The sequence below is a fragment of the Chloracidobacterium sp. genome, from assembly GCA_015075585.1.
Taxonomy (GTDB): domain Bacteria; phylum Acidobacteriota; class Blastocatellia; order Pyrinomonadales; family Pyrinomonadaceae; genus OLB17.
Window position 1 is genome coordinate 1518171 of sequence record JABTUB010000001.1, and the last position, 22834, is coordinate 1541004.

At 53.2% G+C, this 22834-nt stretch carries 19 protein-coding genes and 2 tRNA genes; 8 read left to right on the forward strand and 13 right to left on the reverse strand.

What is annotated here, in order from left to right; all coding sequences use genetic code 11:
- Window positions 1-170 precede the first annotated feature (170 nt).
- From HS105_06980 to HS105_06995, 4 genes are all read left to right on the forward strand, one after another.
- Entirely contained in the window at window positions 171-3614 is a 3444-nt protein-coding gene (locus HS105_06980) for a hypothetical protein (protein MBE7516336.1), read from the forward strand.
- A 91-nt stretch (window positions 3615-3705) separates the two neighbouring features.
- Entirely contained in the window at window positions 3706-4554 is an 849-nt protein-coding gene (locus HS105_06985; protein ID MBE7516337.1) for a DUF2520 domain-containing protein, read from the forward strand.
- Window positions 4555-4565: 11 nt separating this feature from the next.
- Window positions 4566-5093, forward strand: a complete 528-nt coding sequence (locus tag HS105_06990; GenBank protein MBE7516338.1) for a transcriptional repressor — start codon at window positions 4566-4568, stop codon at window positions 5091-5093.
- A 69-nt stretch (window positions 5094-5162) separates the two neighbouring features.
- Window positions 5163-5465 (forward strand): hypothetical protein, encoded by a 303-nt coding sequence (locus tag HS105_06995; GenBank protein MBE7516339.1) that lies wholly within the window; start codon window positions 5163-5165, stop codon window positions 5463-5465.
- 60 nt (window positions 5466-5525) lie between these two features.
- On the opposite strand, the gene HS105_07000 is transcribed toward HS105_06995, so the two are convergent.
- Together HS105_07000 and HS105_07005 are read right to left on the reverse strand one after the other, a co-directional pair.
- Window positions 5526-6974 carry a mechanosensitive ion channel gene (locus HS105_07000; GenBank protein ID MBE7516340.1) on the reverse strand — a complete coding sequence of 483 codons (1449 nt, stop codon included), beginning with the start codon at window positions 6972-6974 and terminating at the stop codon, window positions 5526-5528.
- A 6-nt stretch (window positions 6975-6980) separates the two neighbouring features.
- The gene (locus HS105_07005) at window positions 6981-8285 is read right to left on the reverse strand and encodes a divalent metal cation transporter (protein MBE7516341.1); all 1305 of its coding nucleotides are present in this window, start codon (window positions 8283-8285) and stop codon (window positions 6981-6983) included.
- A 183-nt stretch (window positions 8286-8468) separates the two neighbouring features.
- On the opposite strand from HS105_07005, the gene ggt reads away from it, so the two are divergent.
- Window positions 8469-10172, forward strand: coding sequence for a gamma-glutamyltransferase (gene ggt / locus HS105_07010; GenBank protein MBE7516342.1), 1704 nt, complete (start codon window positions 8469-8471; stop codon window positions 10170-10172).
- Here ggt and HS105_07015 read toward each other — a convergent pair.
- Together HS105_07015 and HS105_07020 are read right to left on the reverse strand one after the other, a co-directional pair.
- Window positions 10166-10642 (reverse strand): hypothetical protein, encoded by a 477-nt coding sequence (locus HS105_07015; GenBank protein MBE7516343.1) that lies wholly within the window; start codon window positions 10640-10642, stop codon window positions 10166-10168. The two genes, ggt and HS105_07015, sit on opposite strands and share 7 nt — an antisense overlap.
- Before the next feature lie 151 nt (window positions 10643-10793).
- Window positions 10794-11270, reverse strand: coding sequence for a hypothetical protein (locus HS105_07020; protein MBE7516344.1), 477 nt, complete (start codon window positions 11268-11270; stop codon window positions 10794-10796).
- 98 nt (window positions 11271-11368) lie between these two features.
- Between HS105_07020 and HS105_07025 the strand changes: the two genes are divergently transcribed.
- Window positions 11369-12298, forward strand: a complete 930-nt coding sequence (locus tag HS105_07025; GenBank protein MBE7516345.1) for a hypothetical protein — start codon at window positions 11369-11371, stop codon at window positions 12296-12298.
- Here HS105_07025 and HS105_07030 read toward each other — a convergent pair.
- Both HS105_07030 and HS105_07035 read right to left on the reverse strand, forming a co-directional pair.
- Entirely contained in the window at window positions 12285-12599 is a 315-nt protein-coding gene (locus tag HS105_07030; protein MBE7516346.1) for a YbjQ family protein, read from the reverse strand. The two genes, HS105_07025 and HS105_07030, sit on opposite strands and share 14 nt — an antisense overlap.
- 49 nt (window positions 12600-12648) lie before the next feature.
- A tRNA-Glu gene (locus HS105_07035) sits at window positions 12649-12723 on the reverse strand.
- A gap of 123 nt (window positions 12724-12846) precedes the next feature.
- Here HS105_07035 and HS105_07040 point away from each other — a divergent pair.
- Together HS105_07040 and HS105_07045 are read left to right on the forward strand one after the other, a co-directional pair.
- Complete coding sequence (locus HS105_07040) at window positions 12847-15726, forward strand: aconitate hydratase (GenBank protein MBE7516347.1); 2880 nt, start codon at window positions 12847-12849, stop codon at window positions 15724-15726.
- A 146-nt stretch (window positions 15727-15872) separates the two neighbouring features.
- Window positions 15873-18446, forward strand: a complete 2574-nt coding sequence (locus HS105_07045) for a hypothetical protein (protein ID MBE7516348.1) — start codon at window positions 15873-15875, stop codon at window positions 18444-18446.
- Between the two features lie 53 nt (window positions 18447-18499).
- Here HS105_07045 and HS105_07050 read toward each other — a convergent pair.
- The 7 genes from HS105_07050 to HS105_07080 form a co-directional block, all read right to left on the reverse strand.
- Window positions 18500-18572, reverse strand: a tRNA-Arg gene (locus tag HS105_07050).
- Between the two features lie 64 nt (window positions 18573-18636).
- On the reverse strand, window positions 18637-19263 hold the full coding sequence (locus HS105_07055; GenBank protein MBE7516349.1) for a peptidylprolyl isomerase: 627 nt from the start codon (window positions 19261-19263) through the stop codon (window positions 18637-18639).
- Between the two features lie 4 nt (window positions 19264-19267).
- Window positions 19268-19717 carry a D-tyrosyl-tRNA(Tyr) deacylase gene (locus HS105_07060; protein MBE7516350.1) on the reverse strand — a complete coding sequence of 150 codons (450 nt, stop codon included), beginning with the start codon at window positions 19715-19717 and terminating at the stop codon, window positions 19268-19270.
- Window positions 19714-20205 (reverse strand): peptidylprolyl isomerase, encoded by a 492-nt coding sequence (locus HS105_07065; GenBank protein MBE7516351.1) that lies wholly within the window; start codon window positions 20203-20205, stop codon window positions 19714-19716. Before HS105_07065 ends, HS105_07060 begins: the two co-directional genes overlap by 4 nt.
- Entirely contained in the window at window positions 20206-21081 is an 876-nt protein-coding gene (locus HS105_07070) for an HAD family phosphatase (GenBank protein ID MBE7516352.1), read from the reverse strand.
- Entirely contained in the window at window positions 21078-22157 is a 1080-nt protein-coding gene (mltG, locus tag HS105_07075; GenBank protein ID MBE7516353.1) for an endolytic transglycosylase MltG, read from the reverse strand. Before mltG ends, HS105_07070 begins: the two co-directional genes overlap by 4 nt.
- A gap of 80 nt (window positions 22158-22237) precedes the next feature.
- The gene (locus HS105_07080; GenBank protein MBE7516354.1) at window positions 22238-22828 is read right to left on the reverse strand and encodes a glutathione peroxidase; all 591 of its coding nucleotides are present in this window, start codon (window positions 22826-22828) and stop codon (window positions 22238-22240) included.
- Between the last annotated feature and the right edge of the window lie 6 nt (window positions 22829-22834).

Below are 22834 nucleotides of genomic sequence, written 5' to 3' on the forward strand. Positions count from 1 at the left end.
TGCAGCCGGTTGCGTTCTGGTTGCGGAAGAAGCGGAATATTCGTGGAATACAGACTTTTTCAACACCCGGAAAAATCTATTCTCATTTAGGATAAAACTTGTTAAAATAATCACGGCGTTGTCTGCGTTGCAGTGCGCCCCTCACATCTCCACACCACCGAGTGTCCGGCATGAATCGTATAGAACAAAAGGTCAAAGATGTCGTCGATGTACGCAAACACGGCACAGTTTCGGACTTCAGCCTCGATCCGATAAATACGATCGCATCATATCATTTTACGGACGCCACCGCGGAGTTGATGGCGAAGTGGATATCACGCGTCTGCGGGCTTACTGACGCGTCCGGTTCTGCCAATGCATTGGCGGGCTTTCGCGGCGTCGGGAAGAGTCATTTTTTAGGGACATTCGGCTGGCTCTTAGCGAACGCCGATATGCGGCCGCGGGTGCAGGACAGGCTTGTTGAAGGAGCTTTGCAGCGGCTTCAGCGAAAGAGTTTCCCGGTCCTTTTCGTCCGCCGCGGGACATGCGAGACGCTGCTTGACGAGTTAAAGGCCGCGATCGCAACGTTCTTGAACATTCCGGCTACGCAGCTCAGCGGCACGGTCGGTGAACTTCTTGCTGCGATCAGGCGATCGCATACCGAAGGCCGTGTTGTGATCCTGATCGACACGGCTTTTGAGCGAGCCTCTCGTGTTACACGGGACGACGGTGCGATCCTTGCTGAAATAGCCGAGGTTGCCAAGAATACCGGCAGTTTCGTGGGCGTGGCCCTTGACGATGATATTTCGGGAGCGGATGGGGCCAATATAGGCGTGTCCTCCGCGTTCTCGATCGATTACCTCGATCAGGAACATCTTTATCGGATAGTTGACACACATATTTTTCCGAAAGACCCGCGAATGCGCGGGATCCTCCATGATATTTACGGACAATACCGTGCGGCGATCCCCGGATTTCGCTGGAGCGAGCAGCGGTTTACCGCACTCTATCCTCTGCATCCGGTGATCATGGAGATCGCACCGTTCGTACGGTTATATCTCAGAGAATTCGCACTGCTGGGCTTTGCATCAGAGGCAGGATCAAGGATCTTGGGCAGGCCCGCGAACTCGCTGATCGCTCCTGATGAGGTCTTTGACAGCGTTGAGACAAATCTGCGGGAAGTCGATGACCTAAAGGATGTTTTTGCATCCTTTGATCGGATCAATGCCGGCGTTATCGCAAAAACAGCGGTAATGAAACGGCTGCAGGCCAAGCTTGTACTAAAAGGTCTGTTCCTGCTGTCACTGAACGAAGGCGCGGCGACGGCCTCGGAGATAGCCGCGTCGATGCTCATCCTTGATGATAGCGGCCCGGACGCCGCCGTGGCTGAAGTTGAGAGGCTTCTTACGGAATTTCGCAGTGTCGATCCCGGAATGATCGATGAATCGACCGACAGTACCGGAAGCCGGAAATTCTCATTTAAGTTAAAGGGCAAGGACGACCTTAGAAGTGCCCTTGCCGCTGCGTCGGAAAGCATTTCGTACGACGATGTCCTCGAGATTCTTCGGCAGGCAATGTGCGAACGCTTTTCGGACTGTTCCTTTGAGGGGCATGACGGAACCGAGCGTTCTGAGACGAGTATCCTTTGGCGCGGTAGCCATCGAAAAGGCGTCGTGTATTGGAACTCTGCGATACCGGAAACCACTGATACCGTGGCAGACTGGATCGTCGCGATCGATATCGGAAAGCAGGGGTCCGGAGCAGTTTTTGGCGAGAATGGTGCGATACGGTGGCTGCCGGCGGATATTGACGCCGAAGCTATGGAATCGCTGAAGCGGCTGGTCGTACTTCAGAAGGACCAGAATGTCCGTACCGAGTTCTCTCAGCATCTTTCATCTGCGATCCAAGCACATGCTCTTGCCGCAGAAAAGATATTTCAGAAGGCATTCCTGAACGAAGCGACTCTCGAAATTGACGGCCTCGAATACAACTTCACGGATGAGGCCCGAAACGCGGCAACCCTCGCTCAAGTAATGGCGTTAATGCTTGAATCGCTGTTCGAAGGACGCTATCCGGTCCATCCATATTTCCCGCAGCCATTGGGGATGAACGAGGTTTCGTCTCTGGTCAGCGGACTCTATGGAGGTTCAAATCCCGATCTTGCGGAAACTCAAGCGTTGGCACGCTCGTTCGGCTCGGCCCTCGGTATCGTCGAACCGGACGGTGATCGGCTAAAGCCGGCTTCGGCTGAGGCACTTCAAAAAAACACATTTGCTGCCGCCATTGTCGAAAGCGTTTCATCCGACGGAAGTGTCAGGCCCCTCGGCCCGATCTTTGCCGATCTGAGCCGAACTCCCATGGGGCTTGGTCAAGAATCCGTATATCTGCTGCTCGCGGCCTTGGTCTCCGCCGGTACGATCGAATTCATTACCCGAAGCGGCGACCGTATAAATAAACGATCGCTCGATCTGCAGATCATTTGGGAAGACATAAGCGGCATTGCCGCCCCGAAGGCGTTGGCATACAGCCCGGCACGCCTTGTCTGGTGGGCAGGCAACCTTTGCGGGCGCAAATTTACAGGCACGCTTGATGATCCGGCATTAAGAGAGGAGATATTGTCCGGGCTCTCCGATTGGCTTTCCGAATGGGACTCGACCGCGACGGCATCACGCTTTGATGAGCTTAGCGATGAGCAGATCACATCGCGTATTTGGCGGCTTTCGGGGCCGGCGTTCAGACCGTTCATACGGGCGGCAGACGCCGTTAGATCGGTTGTGTCCGGTTCATCGACGATCGAGGCCTGCCTCGAAACAGTAGCAGACACGTTTTCTGATTCAGACGTTGAGTTCGAATCAAATACAGCCAATCTGAAGATGCTGACCGACTTTGTTGCGAGCGCCGGACTTCGTGAAGAAGCGCTCCGATACCTGTCTTTGGCCGAGTTTACAGGCGACAGAAGAGTGGACGCGCTTCATTCGCAGCTTCATGCGGCCGTGTTGACGTCGCTCGAGCCAAACTCATCCGTTACCGCGGCGAAACTGCGATTGGACATAGATAATTTTCGGAAGCAATACGCTGCGGTTTATGCGGAGCAGCACGACCGTGTTGTCAGAGACCGCGCGTATAAGGAGAAGTTCGACGAGATCTTCGGAACGGGCATTTGGCGTGAGTTCGAAGCGATCTCCGGATTGGACGGTTTTGAACCTGCACAGCGCAGCTCTATCCGTGCATTCGCTGCAAAGGCCAAAAGACTCAATTGCGCTCTGGATTCGAAGAAAGCCGCAGAGTCATATACGCTTTGTGGGTGCGGTTTCGCACTTTTCGATCTTTCGACAGCCGAACATTGGCCCGAACAGTTGTGGGAAGCGGTGAACCAAGGTGTTTCGACATTCAGGTCCAAATTGACGGAAAATTCGGTGCTGTTGATAGATGCTCTTGAAGGATCATCAGAGCCGGCGATCACAAAGGGAGCCTCAAAGGTCATCTCAACTCTCAAGAATGCACAGCGATTCGGTACCTTCGCAGAGGAGGACATTAATGCGCTTCACTTTGCGTTTCGGGCCATTGAAGAGGCGAAGGCACAGGCGATGGCGGCAGACGCCGCTGAATTGTCGGCCGATAAGGACTTTTCCTAAAGAAACTTTACATAAACATATTCGCCGTACGGGCTTGTCGTCTGACGCATGTCTTTCAGTTATGCTTTGACTGCGTTATAGTCAAAGCGGAATGCCAAGCGTAACGATAGTTGGGCCGGGCCGCGTTGGGCTTGCTCTTGCCGGAGCGATAGCCTCGACTCAATTCGAGCTCGAACATCTGATCGGCCGGCGTGCCGACCCGCAAAACCGCGTGGAGACACCGGAAAGCTTGACCTCTATCGGGTCCGACGTCATTCTGATCACGGTTTCTGACGACGCTATTGAGTCTGTCGCACGAATGCTTGCGTCATGCGTTACGCCGGGAACTATCGCTTTGCATTGTTCCGGTGCGCTATCGTCGGAGGTATTGGATGCTCTTGCCGCAGTCGGCTGCAATACCGGCTCGATGCACCCATTGATCTCGGTAACTGCTCAGACCGAACCAACAGTATTCCGCAACGCGGCTTTCTGTGTTGAGGGCGACGAAAGGGCGGTGAGTACAGCAGATGCCTTGATCGAAGCGCTCGGCGGCTATTCGTTCACTATCAAGACCGAGGCAAAGACGATCTATCATGCTGCGGCGGTCGCAGCATCGGGGCATCTGACGGCGTTGCTGGAATTGTCATTTTCGATGATGGGGAAGGCGGGTGTTGATGATCCGATGTTGATACTGCGTCCTCTGGTCGAGAGGACGATCCGCAATATTTGGGAGAAAGGTACAGTAAATGCATTGACCGGGCCGTTCGCGCGCGGTGACATCAGCATTTTGAGGCGTGAGATCGATCATTTGGAGTGCGATCTGTCGCGAAATGAGTTCGCGGTGTTCCTTGGTCTCGCGGCCCTTTCATTGGAGCTTGCCGCCCGCGGAGGCCTCGCAAAAGAGCGAGGGCGCGGAATGCTCGACCTAATCGAAATGGCAAAAAGGTCAAGTGGATTGTAATATAACGGTACATGGCGGCACGGAAGTCAAAAGATCGATTTGAGCAGGAGCGGAGTATTTTTCGAGAGTACATTCGTTCGCTGGGACTTCGCCGCACGAGTCAGCGTGAGCTGATAATGGAGATATTCCTTAAGACAGAGGAGCATCTGACAATAGATGCTTTGCATTGGCTGGTTCAGAAGGAAGATGCCTCGATAGGCCACACGACCGTTTACAGAACGTTGAAACTCCTTACCGAGGCGGGCCTTGCGAGGGAAGTTCATTTTGGTGATAACCGCACATATTACGAACATCACTTCAATCATGCACATCACGACCACTTGATCTGCACCGAATGCGGAACGGTCGTTGAATTTGTCTCGCCTGAGATCGAGGATCTTCAGGATCAGGTAGCGGAGGCCCATGGCTTTAGGCCGACACATCACAGTTTACGTCTGTGGGGAATTTGCGGGGATTGCCGCAAAGCCGAGGTGAAAGCGACCGTTACCCCGCCCGGAGCTCAGCCGCGTGTGAAAGTTCGGTCATCGATCGGCCATTAAGTGGCGGGAACTTTCTGCTCCCGCCGGGCGTATTCGATGTTTGGTACCGGAGAGGACGGAGGAGATGTGATGAGCAACGAGGAGACGAGATCCGCAACAAAAGATATCAAAGCTGATTTTGAGGCATTGCCGTTGGGTGAGAAGTATTCTCAGCTGCTGAAAATGGAGGCCGTAACTCTCAGCGAGACCGTTGATTATTTTATGGCGTCGCCAAAAGAGGCAATGGACAAGGTTGGCGATACTCTTGCCGAGTTGGGCCGTAAACTGGGTCAGGACATCAAGGAAGCGTTCAAACAACCGGAAGCCTCGAAGCAGGATAATGCTACTGAAGCATCGACCGACGGACAGGATGATCAGGAAACGCCTGAATGATAATATCAGCTTGACGACGGGAAAAGATGTTCGGCCGGGTCGTGTTCGATCCGGCCTTTCTTATGCCGAGCGCAATCCGAAAAGTTTCCTGATAGACCGAAGCATCCCTTTCTTGGACTCGACCGGATCGGGATCCGATCCTGATGCCATTTCTTGAAGCATCTCTTTTCGTTCGGCGATGATATCGGTGATAGATTGAACGAGAAGAGGATTCTGCTCGAGAATGGGTTTCAGGGCCGAACGCCGTATCTGGATCACCTCAGTTTCGGCTAACGCAACAATATCAGCGGTCCGGGGCTGGCCGGTAAGAAGACTCATTTCACCAAAGAAGTCATTCTCAATAAGTTCGTTTACCGTCTTTCTTTTACCGTTATCAACCACCTGAACGGCGATGCGGCCGCGGCTGATCACGAACATAGAGTTTCCTTCGGTGCCTGAGCGGACGATGACCTCGCCGCGCGCGTAGATATGATTCTTTGAAGCAGCAGCAAGCCGGTCGATCTCACTTTCGGAGAGCGGGCCAAAGATCGGGATGCGTCGAAGGCGATCACTTGCCGCATCTGCGGCTTTTTCCGGAGTTTCTTCAACGGCATTGGCTTGGTTATAGATGATGCGCGTTGGGAAAGGAAAGTCGATGCCTTCACGCTGGAACGCATAAAGTACCCTTTCACGGATCAACGCGTCAGTGTCACTGAAACGAATATAGTCTTCGAGCCAAACCTTAACCTCCCATACTATCCAGCTGTCGGCAAGGTCTTGAATGCGGATCACAGGCGGCTTTGCGGGCGAGACATTTTCGGCACCGCGAATGGCATCACGAACGACCTGCGTTACTTTTGCCGGCGAAACGCCGTAAGGAGCAGTGAACGTTATTACGCGGGCGTTCAAATTATTCCTGGGTGCTACCTCGAAACTTTCTTTTCCAAGAACGGAGTTGCTGATCACATATAGTTTATTTTGAAGGGTGCGCAATTTTACGCCGCGCCATGAAATGCTCTCAACGACGCCCGAACCGCGATTAGGAATGGTAAGCATATCGCCGAGCTGAAATGGCTGGTCCGCCTGCATCGCAATGCCCGCGAACAAATTCCCGAGCGTATCCTGCAGAGCAAGGCCGACGACTATACCGAGTATCGTCGAACCTGTAAAGAGGGGCGCAAGCGATACATCAGGGTATTGCGTCTGAAAGATCACAAAGAACGCGATTATGTAAACGATTATCGAGAGAACGGTCTTCAGCAGCGACGTTGCCTCAGCGCCTGCGGAACGCTTGGCGGCTGCTTGCTGAAGGAGAAATGCAAGGAATCTTACGATCGCGATGACGATCACCATCGATAGGATGATCCTCGCGACCTTGACCACCGTTTCAAAAACGCCGGCGGACATCGTCGCAGTGAAGATCTCGCGCAGCGCCGTATGAAATATTGCTCCCAGAATGAGCAATGAACCGGCGAATGCAATTACAGTACCCGTCGAAATAGCTTTTTTGTAGATCAGGGTGAACGCCATCCGTGGCTAAAACATATCAGCAAGTGTCTTGCCAATCAACAACAGCGACAATATCGAGACGACACTTGTCGTTCCAAAGGCGAAGACGTTGTGAATAAAGCGGTTGCGGTATTCACCCATAAGGTCGCTCCTGTTTGCGAGAAGTACGATCGCAATAAGCAAAACAGGCAGGAGAAGGCCGTTTATGCATTGCGTCCAAAGCAGAAGTTTGAACTGCGGCACGTTCGGAATGAGAGCGACAACGGCTCCGAGGATTATCAGTGCCGTAAAAATGCCGAGAAAGATCGGAGCCTCCCGAAATGATCGTGAGATACCCTTCTCAAATCCCAGGGCTTCGCTGAGGCTGTACGCCGTAGCAAGCGGAAGCACGCCCATTGCAAGCATCGCTGCACCAAAAAGCCCGACGCCGAATAGATATTCGGCAAACTGTCCGACCACGGGAACGAGAGCCTGTGCCGCATCTGCCGCCGTTTCGATATGAACTCCGCGGCTATGAAGCGTCGCGGCGGTCGAGATCAGGATGAACGCCGCGATCAGATTCGCGAAAATGACTCCGACGATAGCATCGGCCCTTGCCAGGCCGAGGTCTTCTTTATCGAGGCCTTTCTCGACAACGCCGCTTTGGACATAGATCTGCATAAAGGGCGTAATGGTCGTTCCGATCAGTGCCATGACAGTGAACAGGTAACCTGAATCAAGGTGAAAGGTCGGCCGAAGCATCTCTTGCCCTATCGTGCCCCAATCGGGCTTGGCAGCGAATGCGGCGATCACATACGCTAAAAATACGAGAGACATCAAGAGAAAGACCTTCTCTACACGTTTTGGGGTTCCGCGAACAACCAGCCACCAAATTCCTATCGCTGTCAGCGGAACGGTCAGGTAGCTCGGGATCCCGAAGATCATCGAGGCTTGTGCTATACCGATAAATTCGGCGATTATTATGCCGAAATTGGCGAACAACAATGCAAGCATCACCAGAGCCGTCCATCTGACGCCGAATTGTTCGCGGATCAGATCTGCAAGGCCTTGCCCGGTCACGACACCCATTCGGACGCACATTTCCTGTGCAACGATGAAGAAGATCGTCATCGGGACGAATGTCCACAGAAGCGTATAACCGTAATCGGCACCGGCGGACGAATAGGTCGCAATGCCGCTTACCTCATCACCGGCCGCGGCGGCGATGAGGCCGGGGCCCAGAACGGCAAGATATGAGTAAAGCCTATACTCTTGAAGGGAGCGACGGATGCGCGACGTGCCACGGCGCAGACTTTGCGCGAACTTTTTCGGAAAAAAGCGTGCCACGTTCATATTTTCTACTACCGTCGTCAGTCATTGGTGCTGCGCCAGAATGCGTGCTTTCTGAATATATCGCGTTTTCTTTTGCTAAGCCAACTGCGACCGGCCGGTGCTTCAGATCTTCTGACGTGCCGATGTGATCAACCATTGAGGCCGGCAGTTTCGGCATGTCGCAGCTTTTGCTACTATACGCGTATGCAAATGAAGATAAGAGCACTCACCGGCATTGCAATACTGACTATTGCGGTTGGCGTACGTGCGGCATCGCCCGCACCCGTTCGCGGCCAGCATGCGATCGTCACATCGCAGCATGAACTCGCATCGGCGATCGGTGTGGATATTCTGAAAAAGGGCGGGAACGCTGTTGATGCGGCGATCGCGGTCGGCATCGCTCTTGCCGTGGTATATCCCGAGGCCGGCAACATCGGCGGCGGCGGTTTCATGCTTATTCGCGATGCCAAAGGGGCAACCCACGCGATCGACTACCGTGAAATGGCACCCGCCGCGGCGACCCGCGATCTTTTCATCGATGGCAACGGCAACTTGATAATCGGCGAGGGCGGATCGACGGTAGGATATCGTGCATCAGGTGTGCCGGGAACTCTTGCGGGTTTTGAACTTGCCTTTCGCAAATACGGATCGGGCCGCGTGTCTTGGCAGGAGCTTGTCGAGCCGGCACGCAAGCTTGCCCGCGACGGATTTGTTTTAAGCGACAGGCTTGCTCGGCTCTTCATCTCATACAAGGACACGCTTGCGAAATATCCGGAAAGCCGCCGCATCTTCCTGCGCGACGGCGAGTACTTCAAAGAAGGCGATGTTTTGCGGCAGCCCGAACTCGCTCTTACGCTGGCGCGGATCGGGCAGTTCGGTGCCCGTGAGTTCTATACCGGCGAGACCGCAAGGGCGATCGCCGCCGACATGAAGGCGAACGGCGGGTTGATAACACTGGAAGACCTCAAGAATTACACCGCCAAAGAGCGCGAACCGCTCAAAGGTACATATCGCGGATATGACATCATATCGATGCCGCCGCCGAGTTCGGGCGGCATTGTGCTGCTTGAAACGCTGAATATGCTTGAAAAATTCGATCTCAAGCCCCTCGGTTATAATTCCGCGGCTAAGTATCACCTGATCGCGGAAGTCGAACGCCGGGCATTTGCCGATCGAGCGGAATATATGGGTGACCCCGACTTTTCGGATGTCCCGACGGCAGGCTTGACCGACAAGAAGTACGCGGTTAGCCGAGGCGAGGATATCGACCCTCTTCGTGCTTCGGACAGCCGCAAGATAGGAGCAGGCCGCGTTGCGGGGCATGAATCGAACGACACTACACACTTTACCGTAATCGATAAGGACGGATCTGTCGTTACCAATACCTACACCATCAACGATCTTTACGGCTCCCGTGTAACGATCAAGGGAACCGGCATCCTGATGAATGATGAGATGGATGATTTTGCCGCGCAACCCGGAAAGGCGAATATGTTCGGGCTTATCCAAGGCGAACGCAACAAAGTGGAAGGTAGAAAGAGGCCTCTTTCGTCAATGACACCGACGATCGTTCTGAAGAAGGACGGCTCGGTCTGGTTCGCTCTCGGTGCACGCGGCGGCCCGCGCATCATCTCAGCTGTTCTGCAGACGGTTGTGAATGTTATCGATCACGGCCTCGATATTCAGGCCGCGATCGATGCACCGCGTATCCATCATCAGTGGATGCCGGACGATCTTTTGTTCGAACCGGAGATATCAACCGATACGCAAAAGGTGCTTTCGGCGTTCGGCCACAAACTCACCGGGCCGGGCTATGTCGCGTCGGGAACTGCAATAATGATAGACGATAAGGGTGTTCGTCTGGGTGCGGTCGATTCGCGGGGTGACGGCTGTGCGTTGGGCTATTGAGGGCCGTCCTCGATGTGTAACGCCCTGGTCGTTGCTTCGGTAACGCTGCCCGGATCACGAAGATCATCATCCCGCCAATTACCGGTTTTCGGCGCACCATAAAGATCCACAGGTATTGAGTGTGCCGGCGGAAGCGCCGCCGCAACATCTCCGGCCTCAGGCATGGCAGATTCACCCGTGTTCGGCATCACTCGTTTCGAGGTCGGCAGGAGAAAGATCGATGCGAGCATTATCAGCATTGTCCCGAAAACGCCAATGACCGCTATCAAGCCTATCAATTCCTCCGGTGCTCCGAGTATCCCAAGGCATGAGGTCATAAAAAGTGTAAAAAAGATGAACCAAAATCCGCCGAACACCAAGCCGTTCCGCTTTGAAAAGAAAGGCCTTTTGCCGGCTGTCTGAGCCGTTTCGGTAGGCTGAGGCAGCCGTCCGCCGTTGCGGATCAGCTCCGAGACAACGGTAAGCGGCATTCCGCAGCGTGAGCAAAACCTCACTTCATTCGATAGCTGATGTTGGCCGCAGCTTGGACAGTGCACAATAAAATCACTCCGGATCAAAACGGTCGGTCAATAGGATAGAACGAAACATATCAGAAAAAGTTCACACGGCGAAACACCACAGCTATCGTCTGCCCAATGACCGTCCGGTCAATATCTCAAATATCGCCGTCGCCTTGCCCTGATAGTGTTCGGACCGTGCAAGCGTGTCAAGGAATATCTCAAGAACTGAGCGAAGCGCGACCGGTGAGGGTATCGCTCGCAGGAGGTCGTCGTCGGCCATAAAGTAGCCGAATCCTTTCCGGCGTGTTGCTTCGGTTTCGTCGAGGTACTCATTTATCGCATCCTTGGTCGAAAGTTTTTCGGGAAGGGTCCACTCAAAGGGATCATCCCAAAGCCTTGTCGTGATGCCGCCGAAGGTCATTTCGACCATGGCGGCTGAGCGGAGAACACATTCGCCGACTGAAGATGTCGCGTAAAGACGCCTATCATTTGCGGGGCGTCGGAATAACATCTCAAAAGGCACGGCTTCTATCAACGAGCGCGAACGTTGATCAATGCTGCGAAACGCTTTGTCGAAATGCTCGATCACTGCTCCCATCAGTCGTCGATTCTAACACTGTTACAGTTGCTTCACGCTATTGATTTTGCGATTCTACTGGACGAAGCAGCTACAACCGATACGGAGCGGTCAGGGAAGTGCATTTCATTTCGAACATAGCGGCGGCCCAACGCATACAGGTGCCTGAGTGGTATTCCGCTCGGATCTGGACGTTCAATGCTGTTTCGGATGACGGCAGTGAGGCACTCTGCATCAGTTTCATCGATCCGCTCGGCGACAAAGCCTTATCACCTGTTGTCGAACTCGTATATTCCGTCAAAGGCCATGCGCGCGCTCGTTCGTATTGCGAATTGGCGGGAACTGCAGTCGAGGTTAGCGAGCGCGGTTGCGTTTTTGGCCGGAGCCGTTTTAACTCGGATGATGTCGAGTATGGCGGCGGATATCTGGTCGAGCTTGACCTTTCGACCGCGCTTGGCGACATCACGGCACACTTTGAGTGGCTCGCAGTTGAAAGCGATGTGATCGACGGCATCGGTGCTCTTAACGTCGCGACACCGAGAGCCGATGTTACGGGGAAAATAGTGCGTAGGGCGAGGGGGCGTGAAAAGGTCTTTCAATTTCGCGGCACGGGCTGGCATTCCTTTTCGCTGAAACATGCGTCCGAACCGCCCAGGTTTACCGGTTGTGTGCATTTTGTTGACAGAACCGCAGTTATCGATTCGATGCCGGACACGGCATTTGCACTGTGCGTTGCCGACGAAACGGCCGTGGAACACATTCTGAAAAGCGTTCGGTGCAGAAAAAGACTTAGTATGTACGGATTGCGCTATCCCGCGTTTATCGAGTATGAGAGCGAAGGAATGATACTCAGGCTGGAGCCGCGCACTGTTATCGATTCCCGGCCATTCTCGATCAGAACGGTCAACGATGTAACTCTTAGATCTTCAGACGGCAAAGTGAGGCGTTCCGCAGGAATATTCGAATTCACAAAGGAGTGCCGGCGGCCCGCATCTGTTTTCGAGATACTGGCATCACATAGAAAAGGCCGTTCGCTCAGCGAAGTTTGACCGCCGTGCCGTACGCAAGTACTTCCGTCGCAGCCTGCGAAAACTCGGTGGCGTCGTAGCGCATACCGATCACTGCATCGGCACCTATTTCATGAGCGTGAGCAACCATTCGATTGAATGCCTCCATTCGGGCGTGCTCGCAGACATGAGCCCATTCCTCGATATTGCCGCCCGCTAACGACTTAAGGCCGCCTATTATGCCGCGGCCGATGCCGGTCGCGCGTACTACTATCCCGCGAACAACTCCCTGATATTCAGCGATCTGTCGCCCTTCTATTTCGAATCCGGTCGTAACTATCATTGCTGTGGGTCAAAGGCATTGGACGGCCTTTGCGTCCTAGAGAGGGAAGTGGCAGCGCCTACGGGAATTGAACCCGTCTTTCAAGATTGAGAATCTTGCGTCCTAACCGATAGACGAAGGCGCCGCATATCGAAACAAGAGTATAAATTCGATCAATACGGCTGTCAAAGCAGTACGCAATGGGGCATTTTGGGAATTGAACGCTCGCCGACTTATAATAGCTCTTAGGAGTTCGTTAAATTTTGCTATGAAACATTCGATCTTTGATTCCAGACGGAGCTTCACAACGGGTGACGGTTCGGAAGGTTCGTATTATTCGCTGCCTGCGCTTGAGGCCGCCGGCCTTGGCAAGATATCACGCCTTCCGATCTCTGTCAGGATCGTTCTTGAGAGTGTTCTGAGGAACTTCGACGAAGGGCAAAGGGTCAGTGAAGCAAATATACGGGCACTTGCTGCATGGCAGGCGAACGGCGATCGCACCGAAGAGATACCGTTTGTCGTCGCCCGCGTCATATTGCAGGATTTTACCGGCGTTCCGCTCCTTGTGGATCTCGCTGCGATGCGGACCGCTGTGGCCCGCCTCGGTAAAGATGTAGGTGTCATCGAGCCGCTCGTGCCTGTTGACCTCGTGATCGACCACAGCGTTCAGGTCGATTACGCAGGAAATAATGCCGCCTTCGAGCGAAATATGGAGATCGAGTTCAAACGGAATGAGCAACGGTATCGTTTCCTTAAATGGGGTATGCAGGCTTTCAATGGCTTTAGCGTTATACCGCCGGGAATTGGTATCGTCCATCAGGTTAATCTCGAATACCTTGCAAAGGGCGTGTTCGAGCGTGACGGCGTTTACTTTCCCGACAGCCTTGTCGGGACCGATTCGCACACAACAATGATCAACGGGCTCGGCATTGTTGGGTGGGGCGTCGGCGGCATCGAAGCCGAAGCCGGAATGCTCGGCCAGCCGGTGTATTTCCTGACGCCGGACGTCGTAGGCGTGCACCTTACGGGCGAATTGCCACAGGCCGCAACTGCCACGGACCTCGTTCTTCGTATTACTGAAATGCTGCGGAAGGCCAATGTCGTCGGTAAATTCGTCGAGTTTTTCGGCGAAGGCGCTGCGGCTCTGAATGCGACCGACCGCGCCACCATCGCGAATATGTCGCCGGAGTACGGGGCCACAATGGGATTCTTCGGCGTTGACGGCAAAACGCTCGATTATTTTGCTAATACCGGCCGCAGCGACGAACACATCGAGACGATTCGCCGGTATTACGAGGCACAGGAAATGTTCGGGCTGCCAAAGAGCGGTGAAGTTGATTACTCCTCCGTCGTTGAACTTGACCTCAGCACTATCGTACCGGCTGTGGCCGGCCCTCGGCGGCCGCAAGACCGGATCGAACTGCCCAACCTTGAGGCAAAATTCGAGGAGCTTTTCGCAAAGCCGATCACTGACGGCGGCTTTGGTAAAGATGAGGATCATCTTGGCGACCGGTTCGCCTTGAAGGATCGCCCCGGATCTCTGGGGTGTATCGAGGGCGGCGGTGAGCAAAGCTCGCGGACAGCTCCAACGCCGGTTAGCAACGGCGTTTCAACAAAGAATACAAGCACGCTTACGGAATTTGAAATGATGAACAACCGGCCGACGCCGAACTGTGTCGATCATACTGAGATCGAAACAGCAGGCCCGGGTATGACGGTCGGCCATGGCGATGTGCTGATAGCGGCGATCACGTCATGCACCAACACTTCGAATCCCGCAGTTATGCTTGCAGCCGGACTTTTGGCGAAGAATGCGGTTGAGAAAGGCTTGAAAGTGCCGCCCTATGTAAAGACCTCGCTTGCTCCGGGTTCGCGTGTCGTAACAGAATATTTGGAGAAGACCGGACTGCAGAAGTATTTGGACACGCTTGGCTTTGAACTCGTCGGCTACGGATGCACTACCTGCATCGGCAATTCGGGCCCGCTCGATCCTGCGATCGAGGAAGAAGTGGTCGCTAACGACGTCATTGCCGCATCGGTGCTTTCGGGAAACAGAAACTTCGAGGCGCGCGTGCATCAGAACATCAAGGCTAATTTTTTGATGTCGCCGCCACTTGTCGTTGCTTTTGCGCTTGCAGGAACGATCCGGACCGACCTCTACAACGAGCCTCTCGGCAAGGGAAGCGACGGAAACGACGTATATCTGAAGGATATCTGGCCGTCGCTCGACGAAGTGAAGAACATTCTTTCAGTGGCGTATGATGCGGAAAAATATCGTAAGATGTATTCCGCATTCGCGGATAAGAATCCGCTTTGGAATGAGATAACTTCTTCTACCGGCGAGACTTACCATTGGGATGCCGATTCAACGTATATTCAGGAGCCTCCGTATTTCGAGAACTTTGGCAAAGGGGCAGAAGCCATCGCCGACATCAAGGAGGCCAGGGCGTTAGCGGTCTTTGGCGACTCGGTGACGACGGATCATATCTCACCTGCAGGTGCTATCAAGTCCGATTCGCCCGCCGGTAAATATCTTCAGAGCCTCGGCGTCGAGCCGAAGGACTTCAACTCATACGGTTCTCGCCGCGGTAATGATCGGGTGATGCTTCGCGGTACGTTTGCCAACGTTCGGATCAAGAATAGGATGGTCTCACCGGTCGAGGGCGGCTTTACAAAACATCAGCCTGACAGTGCCGAAATGTCGATCTACGACGCCGCTATGCTCTATAAGCAAGAAGCGACGCCGCTGGTGATCTTCGCGGGCAAGGAGTACGGCACGGGAAGTTCGCGCGATTGGGCAGCGAAGGGAACGGCTTTGATGGGCGTGAAGGCGGTCATTGCAGAGAGTTTTGAGCGTATCCACCGTTCGAACTTGGTCGGAATGGGCGTTCTGCCGCTTCAATTCAAGGACGGTACTTCTGCAGAGTCGATCGGCCTTGACGGTACGGAAACGTACGATATTACCGGCATTTCCGGCGATACTATCAGGCCCCGGCAAGATCTGTTGCTTACGATCCGAAGAAGCGACGGGTCAACTCAAGAGGTGCCGCTAAGGCTGCGTATCGATACGCCGATCGAGATCGATTATTACAAGGCCGGCGGCATACTGCCATTCGTTCTTAAACAGTTGGTCAGTGGTTCAGAATAAGTATCGTACAGGGCGTAGGTTAAGTAACTCCCACTGATCGGTCCGTCGCCGGAAAGATATTTCTTGGCTTTTTTTGCCAAACAATGTAAATTTCTTATAGCTTCCATTGCGGATGCTGCGCGCGTTCATTATACCGGGAGGATGATATGAAAACGTTCATCGCGGGCCTTGTCATATTGGCCTTTCTTTTCGTACCCGCTTCATTTGCACAGCAGAATAGATCTCGTACAAAAACTATCTCGCCCGTTCTCCGGGAGCGGTCGCCGATCGTCGTTCAAGCATTTGTGAGCGATAGCGGAGCGTGGATCGGATGGGAAACGGACGGCATCGGCTCCTATATCGGCTACGAAGTTTATAGGATCCGTGCCGGTGCAGCAAAGCTCTTGACCCATGAGCCGATCGTCAACTCAAAGGCTGCTCGCGGCTTTTTCGATCCGGAGGGTGTACTTGGCGACTCATACGAAGTGCGCGCTTTGACCCGCGACGGTAATTTTTCTGAGGGAGCCAGGACAAACGCCGCGTATGTAGCTGATCTTGCCGGTTCTGTCAGTTCGTTAGGTATCGATATGACGCCCAGATCGGATGCGAATGGACGTTTGACCTCTTCACAGCTTGTTCTGCCCCAAGAATTGCGCGACTTATCATCAACGACCGATCGGACGCAGAACCCGCGTGTGCAGCGTCTGCTTGCGTCGCAAGCGGGCGTGAAGATCGGTGTCAAGAAAGACGGACTTTACAGAGTGTCCGCGGCCTCGCTCGCGGCGGCGGGCTTTGATGTTGAAACTGATCCGGCAAAATGGCAATTATATCTTCGCGGTGTTGAACAGGCGATCTATGTTGCGCCTTCCGGCCAGTATATCGAGTTTTTCGGCAGAGCGATCGATACGGTGGAGAGCGATATCTCAATGTATTTTTTGAGTGTCGGGGCCGTGAACGGCAAGCGAATGCCAACACGCATCGCTCGGCCTACGGCCGCGCCGGTAATTCAGCAGAATTATCAGCAGGAGTTCGTTTTTAGATCACGCAAAAACTATATTTACGATATCCTGAACGGCGACGCCGAGAATTATTGGGGCGATATTTTCAGTTCCGCAGGCGTGAATATCAATTTGAACATTACCGGCATCGATCTTACATCGCCGATTAGCACGTTCGACATCTCATTCATGGGATACACACAAGTGCCGCACGGAGTACAGATCACGCTCAACGGACATTCGGTCGGTACGGCTCAGGGTTTCGGACAATCCGCATTTAGCAGCAGTTATAATATCCCAACAGATTGGATGAGCGAGGGGGCGAATGTCCTGAATGTCAAGGCAACCGCAGGAGCAAGCGATTTTACCTTTTTTGACACTGTTAGGATCGGATATGCGCGTAAGCAAGCAGCCGACCAGAATGTGCTCTCGTTCTACACGCTCGGCAATCGGCGAGCTGTCCTTACCGGTTTCACGTCGCCGAATATTCGCCTTTTTGATGTTACAAGCGTTGCTGAGACTAGTGAAGTAACGAATTTGAATATCGTCCAGAACGGACAAACCTTTGATGTCCAACTGCCGCCTTATCGCGGCCGCGTGTACTATGCGGTATCGGAACCCGGAATACTTACTCCACAATCGGTAACCCCAAATTACGCGTCGTCGCTGACGTCGAACTCGAATGCAGCCGACCTCGTTATCATCGCGTACTCGGACTTTATGGCCGAGGCTGAAAGTTGGGCGAATTATCGGCGCGGACAAGGCTTTACCGTAAAGGTCGTGGACGTAGCCGATGTTTATGATGAATTCAACTACGGTATCCTGAGTTCAAAGTCCATCAAAGATTTTCTGAGTTATGCCAAAGATCACTGGGCGACCGCACCGCAATATGTCCTTTTGCTTGGAGACGCAAGCTTTGATTCGCGAAATTATGAGGGCTACGGCTATCAGAATCTTGTGCCGTCCAGAATGGTTGATACAACCTATATGGAAACGGGAAGCGACGATGCCCTTGTTGATTTTGACGGTGACGGCCTCGCCGAGATGGCCATCGGCAGGATCCCCGCAAAGACGGGCGCGATCGTAACGTTTCTATTGAACAAAACGATCGCGTTCGAAACGCCGGCGATGCAGGACATCGGCCGGGGAGCACTTTTTGTTTATGATGAGCCGAATGGCTATGACTTCCATTACATGAGCCAGGAACTTCGGAATCAATTACCGCAAAGCATGCCCGCGTCATGGGTGGACCGCCTTGCCCCGAATTCGAGCACGACCGTCATTAATGAGATCAACCAAGGACACTATGTCGTCAATTATTCCGGCCACGGGACAAGCGGGGCATGGTACAACCTTGCTTTCTTCGGGGTCTATAATATGGATCCGAACCGTCCGGAACCGCAGGTGAATAACGGCGCGCAACAGTCGTTATTCGTTATGCTGACATGCCTTAACGGTTATTTTATGAGTCCGTACTATGATTCATTATCCGAAAAACTTGTGAAACACGGTAGTGCGGGCGGTCCGAATAGCGGCGGCGGGCCGATGGCTTGGGCATCGACCGGAAAGACAACGCCGGACAAGCAGCGTGAAATGGGCTTGCGATTCTACCAGCAGATAGGCTTAGGCCAGATATCGCGGTTCGGCGACCTTGTGCGTGACGCAAAGAACGCTGTCCAGTACGGCACCGATGTACGGTATTCGTGGGTCGTACTTGGCGACCCGATGCTGAAGGTCCGCTGATGAAGGTGCAAAAATAGGCTGTCTGAAGAAACAGCCTATCCTGCAAACTGGAATACTCGCGGCAGGAGTCGAACCTGCGACTTCTTCCTCCGGAGGGAAGCGCTCTATCCACTGAGCTACGCGAGCGTAGAAAACGAATACAAAACTACTCTAAACTACGCGAAATTGACGGTCAAATAGGTCAATGCTTCTAATTTCGCGGTTCGATCCTGATCGACCTTATGCGAATGGGTTCGACGGGCCGTTCGCCTTCTTTGGGTTGGACGCCCGCGATCGTACGCACGTTGTTCATTCCGTCAATGACCTTGCCGAAGATCGTGTAACGCTGGTCAAATCCCGGCTCGCGCTTCAGAGTTATAAAGAACTGCGAATTTGCCGAGTTGTTATCGCTTCCGCGTGCGGCACCGACAATGCCGGTGTCATAGGGAATATCACTGAATTCGGCCTCGACATTAGGCTTGTTCGACTTACCCGTACCGTCGTTCGACGGATCGTTGTCCTTTGAAAGCGGATCGCCCGATTGGATCACGGATTGATTGACGCGGTGCCAGGTTACGCCGTCATAAACGCCCTCTTTTGCGAGTTCCTTGAAACGGGCAACCATTTTCGGCGCAATATTCGAATAAAGTTCGATCTTGATGGTGCCGTAAACCGGCTGCTCCATTTCGATGACCGCGATCTCCGGGTCGCCAACGGGTTGCACATCCTTCTTGATGGCAGGCGATCCCGCTGATGTTGAACTTTTTCCGCTGCCGGAATTGCATCCGAACGATACTGCCGCAAGGGCCAGTAAAAATATTAACAGGAGCTTTCTCATAAGATCAGATAGACCTCTCGCTGTCCAGCAATATGGTAACAGGGCCGTCGTTGACGAGTTCGACATCCATCATTGCTTGAAAGCGTCCGGTTTGAACCGATGGACAATAGGTACGAGCCCGATCGGTGAAATATTCGTAGAGTTCGTTAGCTCGTTCCGGCCCGGCAGCCCTTATGTACGAAGGACGCCGGCCGCGGCGTGTATCCCCGTACAACGTGAACTGCGAGACCACAAGCATCGAGTTTTTCGTGTCAAGGAGTGAAAGTTCCATCTTTCCGTTCGAGTCGTCAAAGATCCGAAGGTTGACTATCTTATCCGCCAAATAGTCGGCATCGGCAGATGTATCTGTCTGAGCAACGCCAAGCAGGACGAGCAGGCCTTTGTCGATCTTGCCGACGATCTCGCCATCGACCATGACCTTTGCACGCGAGACGCGCTGGACCACTGCTCTCACTCGGGCTCGACGATGTACACGCGTTCCATCACGACCGGCTCCAGAGGCTTATCGTTAGGGTCGCGGTCAACGCCCGCGATCGTGTTCACGACATCCTGCCCTTCGGTAACCCTGCCGAATTTTGAATAGCTTGGCGGCAACGGATAATCGACATGCATTATGAAGAACTGTGAACCGTTCGTGTGAGGGCCTGCATTGGCCATTGCAACGGTTCCTTTAGAGTATGGGCCTTGATAAAGGTCGGATGCTCTATCGATCTCATCGTCGAACTTGCCGCCCCATGCAGATTCGCCTCCGTAACCCATGCCGAGCGGATCGCCGCCCTGGATCATAAAGTTCGGTATGACGCGGTGAAAAATAACGCCGTCGTAATAGTTCTTTCCGGCGAGCAGGCGAAAATTCTCCGTCGTTTTCGGTGCATCGTCCTCAAGCAATTCGAACTTGATCGTGCCTTTGTTAGTTTCTATAACTGCAATTCTATTAGCCACTTATGACATCTCCTTGTTAAAGATGAAACGGTTGATCGCAGACGCCACGCCGTTATCATCATTACTTAATGTTGTATAAAATTCCGGGCGACGGAGCAAATCGCTCGCCGCGTTTCCCATCACGACGCCGATGCCCGCGAATTCAAGCATTTCAATATCATTGTAGTTGTCGCCGATACACATCACCTCGTCGGCGCTGATGCCGACCCGCTTTGCCAACTCTGCAACGCCGTGCCCCTTTGACGCAGCCTCGGGCAAAATATCGAGTAAGGTAAAGTTCAAGCGCGGATAGATCGTCGCAAGCAGCGTGACGGATGCACCGAGTTCGCGACCGAGCAGGTGCCTAAGCTGCTCCATGTTGGAGCAGGTTCCGGAGAATGAAATGTGGATAACATCATGCTCTGCCAATGCATCTTCGAGCAGACCTACATGAACGACACCTTCGCGGCCGATCTCAGCGCCATGGAAGCCCTCTGCCCACCGCAGGTATTCTTTTAACGGTGTGTTATCTCGTGAAACGCGATCGTAGAGTAAGGTGCCGGCTCCATTCGGATCAACGCTCACAAGCGCATCTCCTCCGTAGAATTTCCCTTTCTCCACGACCTCAAGCGCCGTTTCGTGAGTAAGAAGGCTGCCGGCAACGATCTCGCCTGTCTGTGCATATTTAAGCAGAGCGCCGTTATGCGTTACCAGCGGGGCATTAAGTTCAAGCTCGATACCGACCGGGCGTGCGTCACGGAACCTTCGGCCTGTTGCTATCGTTACGAGGATGCCCTCGCGCTCTGCCGCTTTGATAGCTTGTTTATTACGGTCGGATACGACGCCCGCCGAATTCAATGTAGTACCGTCGAGGTCGAGAGCGAGCAATTTGATCATTGAGTGTTGGCCTGGTTGGCGCGCATCTCCTTTCGTTGCCGCTCCAGCCACAGTTGATACTTTACCTTACCTTTTTCAAAGTCCGCGGCTGAGCTGTAAAACCAATGACTGCCGTCGTTTAGGTCAACATTCCTAACGTAGAACAAGTAGTTATTCACATCAGGGTTCAAGGCGGCTTTGATAGAGCTTTCGGTTACGGACGATATCGGGCCCGGCGGCAGCCCGACCTTGATACGCGTATTATACGGAGAATCGACCTCGAGATCGCTTTTGTTTATTACTCCATCCCACCGCCCGAGCATTTTTGCGATATAGACATTGGTCTGATCAATTCCGAGCGGGATATTACGGACGAGTCGGTTGTTTATAACGCCGGCGACGATCGGACGTTCGCTTTCTACGCCGGTTTCGGTCTCAATGAGCGAAGCAATGGTAACGATCTGATGCGGCGTGCGGTTCATTGAAGCTGCACGGGCCGCCCATTCGGGCTTCCAAAACTTGCGAAATTGCTCGACCATCATTTTTACCACTTCCTGAGGCTTTGCATCGCGGGGCACGTTGTACGTTGTCGGATACAAATAGCCTTCTAGGTTGCTCGCGGTCGGAGCGATATCCTTGATCATGCTCGTGTCGTTCATCAGGTCAATGAGAGCTGATTCGTTCAACGAATTATCGTGCGGCAACTTTTCGAGCATACGCTTTGCGATGTCAAACCGCGTAAAGCCTTCGGGGATCGTTAGTTTTATTGTCTGCTCCTGACCTTTTTCTAGTAATTTGAACACCTGCGCGGCGGAGATGGGTGACGGGAATTGAAATTCACCGGCTTGCAGTTTGCTGCTGTCGCCTGCGAATCGCAAATAGATCGAAGCGGCGGTCGGATCGGCAATGATCCCCGCAGCGGAAAGTTGGTTAATGATCTGCCGAGGGGTTGAGCCCTTGTCGATCTTTATGTATTCAGCCGCGTGCGAGTGTTCGGTCTGCATGTTAACAGACGAGGCGACCCAGTATGCGGCCGCGCCGGCCGACGCAACAAGCAAGGCCATGAGAGCAAAGACGATTAGCAGGATCTTCTTCATCCGACAAAACTTAAAAGGGCGACCAAAGAGCGATCGCCCCAATCGTTATCATTATAGAATAGCGCGTTACCGGCGTGTAGCTATTTCTCTTTGAGATATTTTTCTATTGCGGTGACGACTGCATCGCCGTCCGGTTTGTCCTTTGAATCAAAACGTGCGACAACGCGGCCTTCACGATCGACAAGGAATTTATTGAAGTTCCAAGTTATATCACCGGCAAATTTTGGGTTTGTCTCGGCACTTGTAAGAAATTTATAGAATGGATCGATATCGTCGCCCTTAACCGATATTTTGGCGAACATCGGGAAGGTGACCATGTACTTTGATTCGCAGAATTCCTTGATCTCAGCGTTGCTGCCCGGTTCCTGTCCGCCGAAATTATTTGCGGGGAATCCTAGGACATAGAATCCCTGCCCCTCATACTTCTTGAAGATCGACTGGAGAGCCTCGTATTGCGGCGTGTAACCGCATTTGCTTGCAACGTTTACAATGAGCAGTACATTCCCCTTGTAACGATCCATCTTTACCGTTTTTCCGTCGATGTCCCGCATAGAAAAATCGAGAACGGATCCGCCCGCAGCAGCAACATCATTCTTAATAATCGAAGCTGCGAACACGCCAACAAGTATCACGGCCGCAGCCAAGGCCAAAACAATAACAGATCTTTTCATAACGCC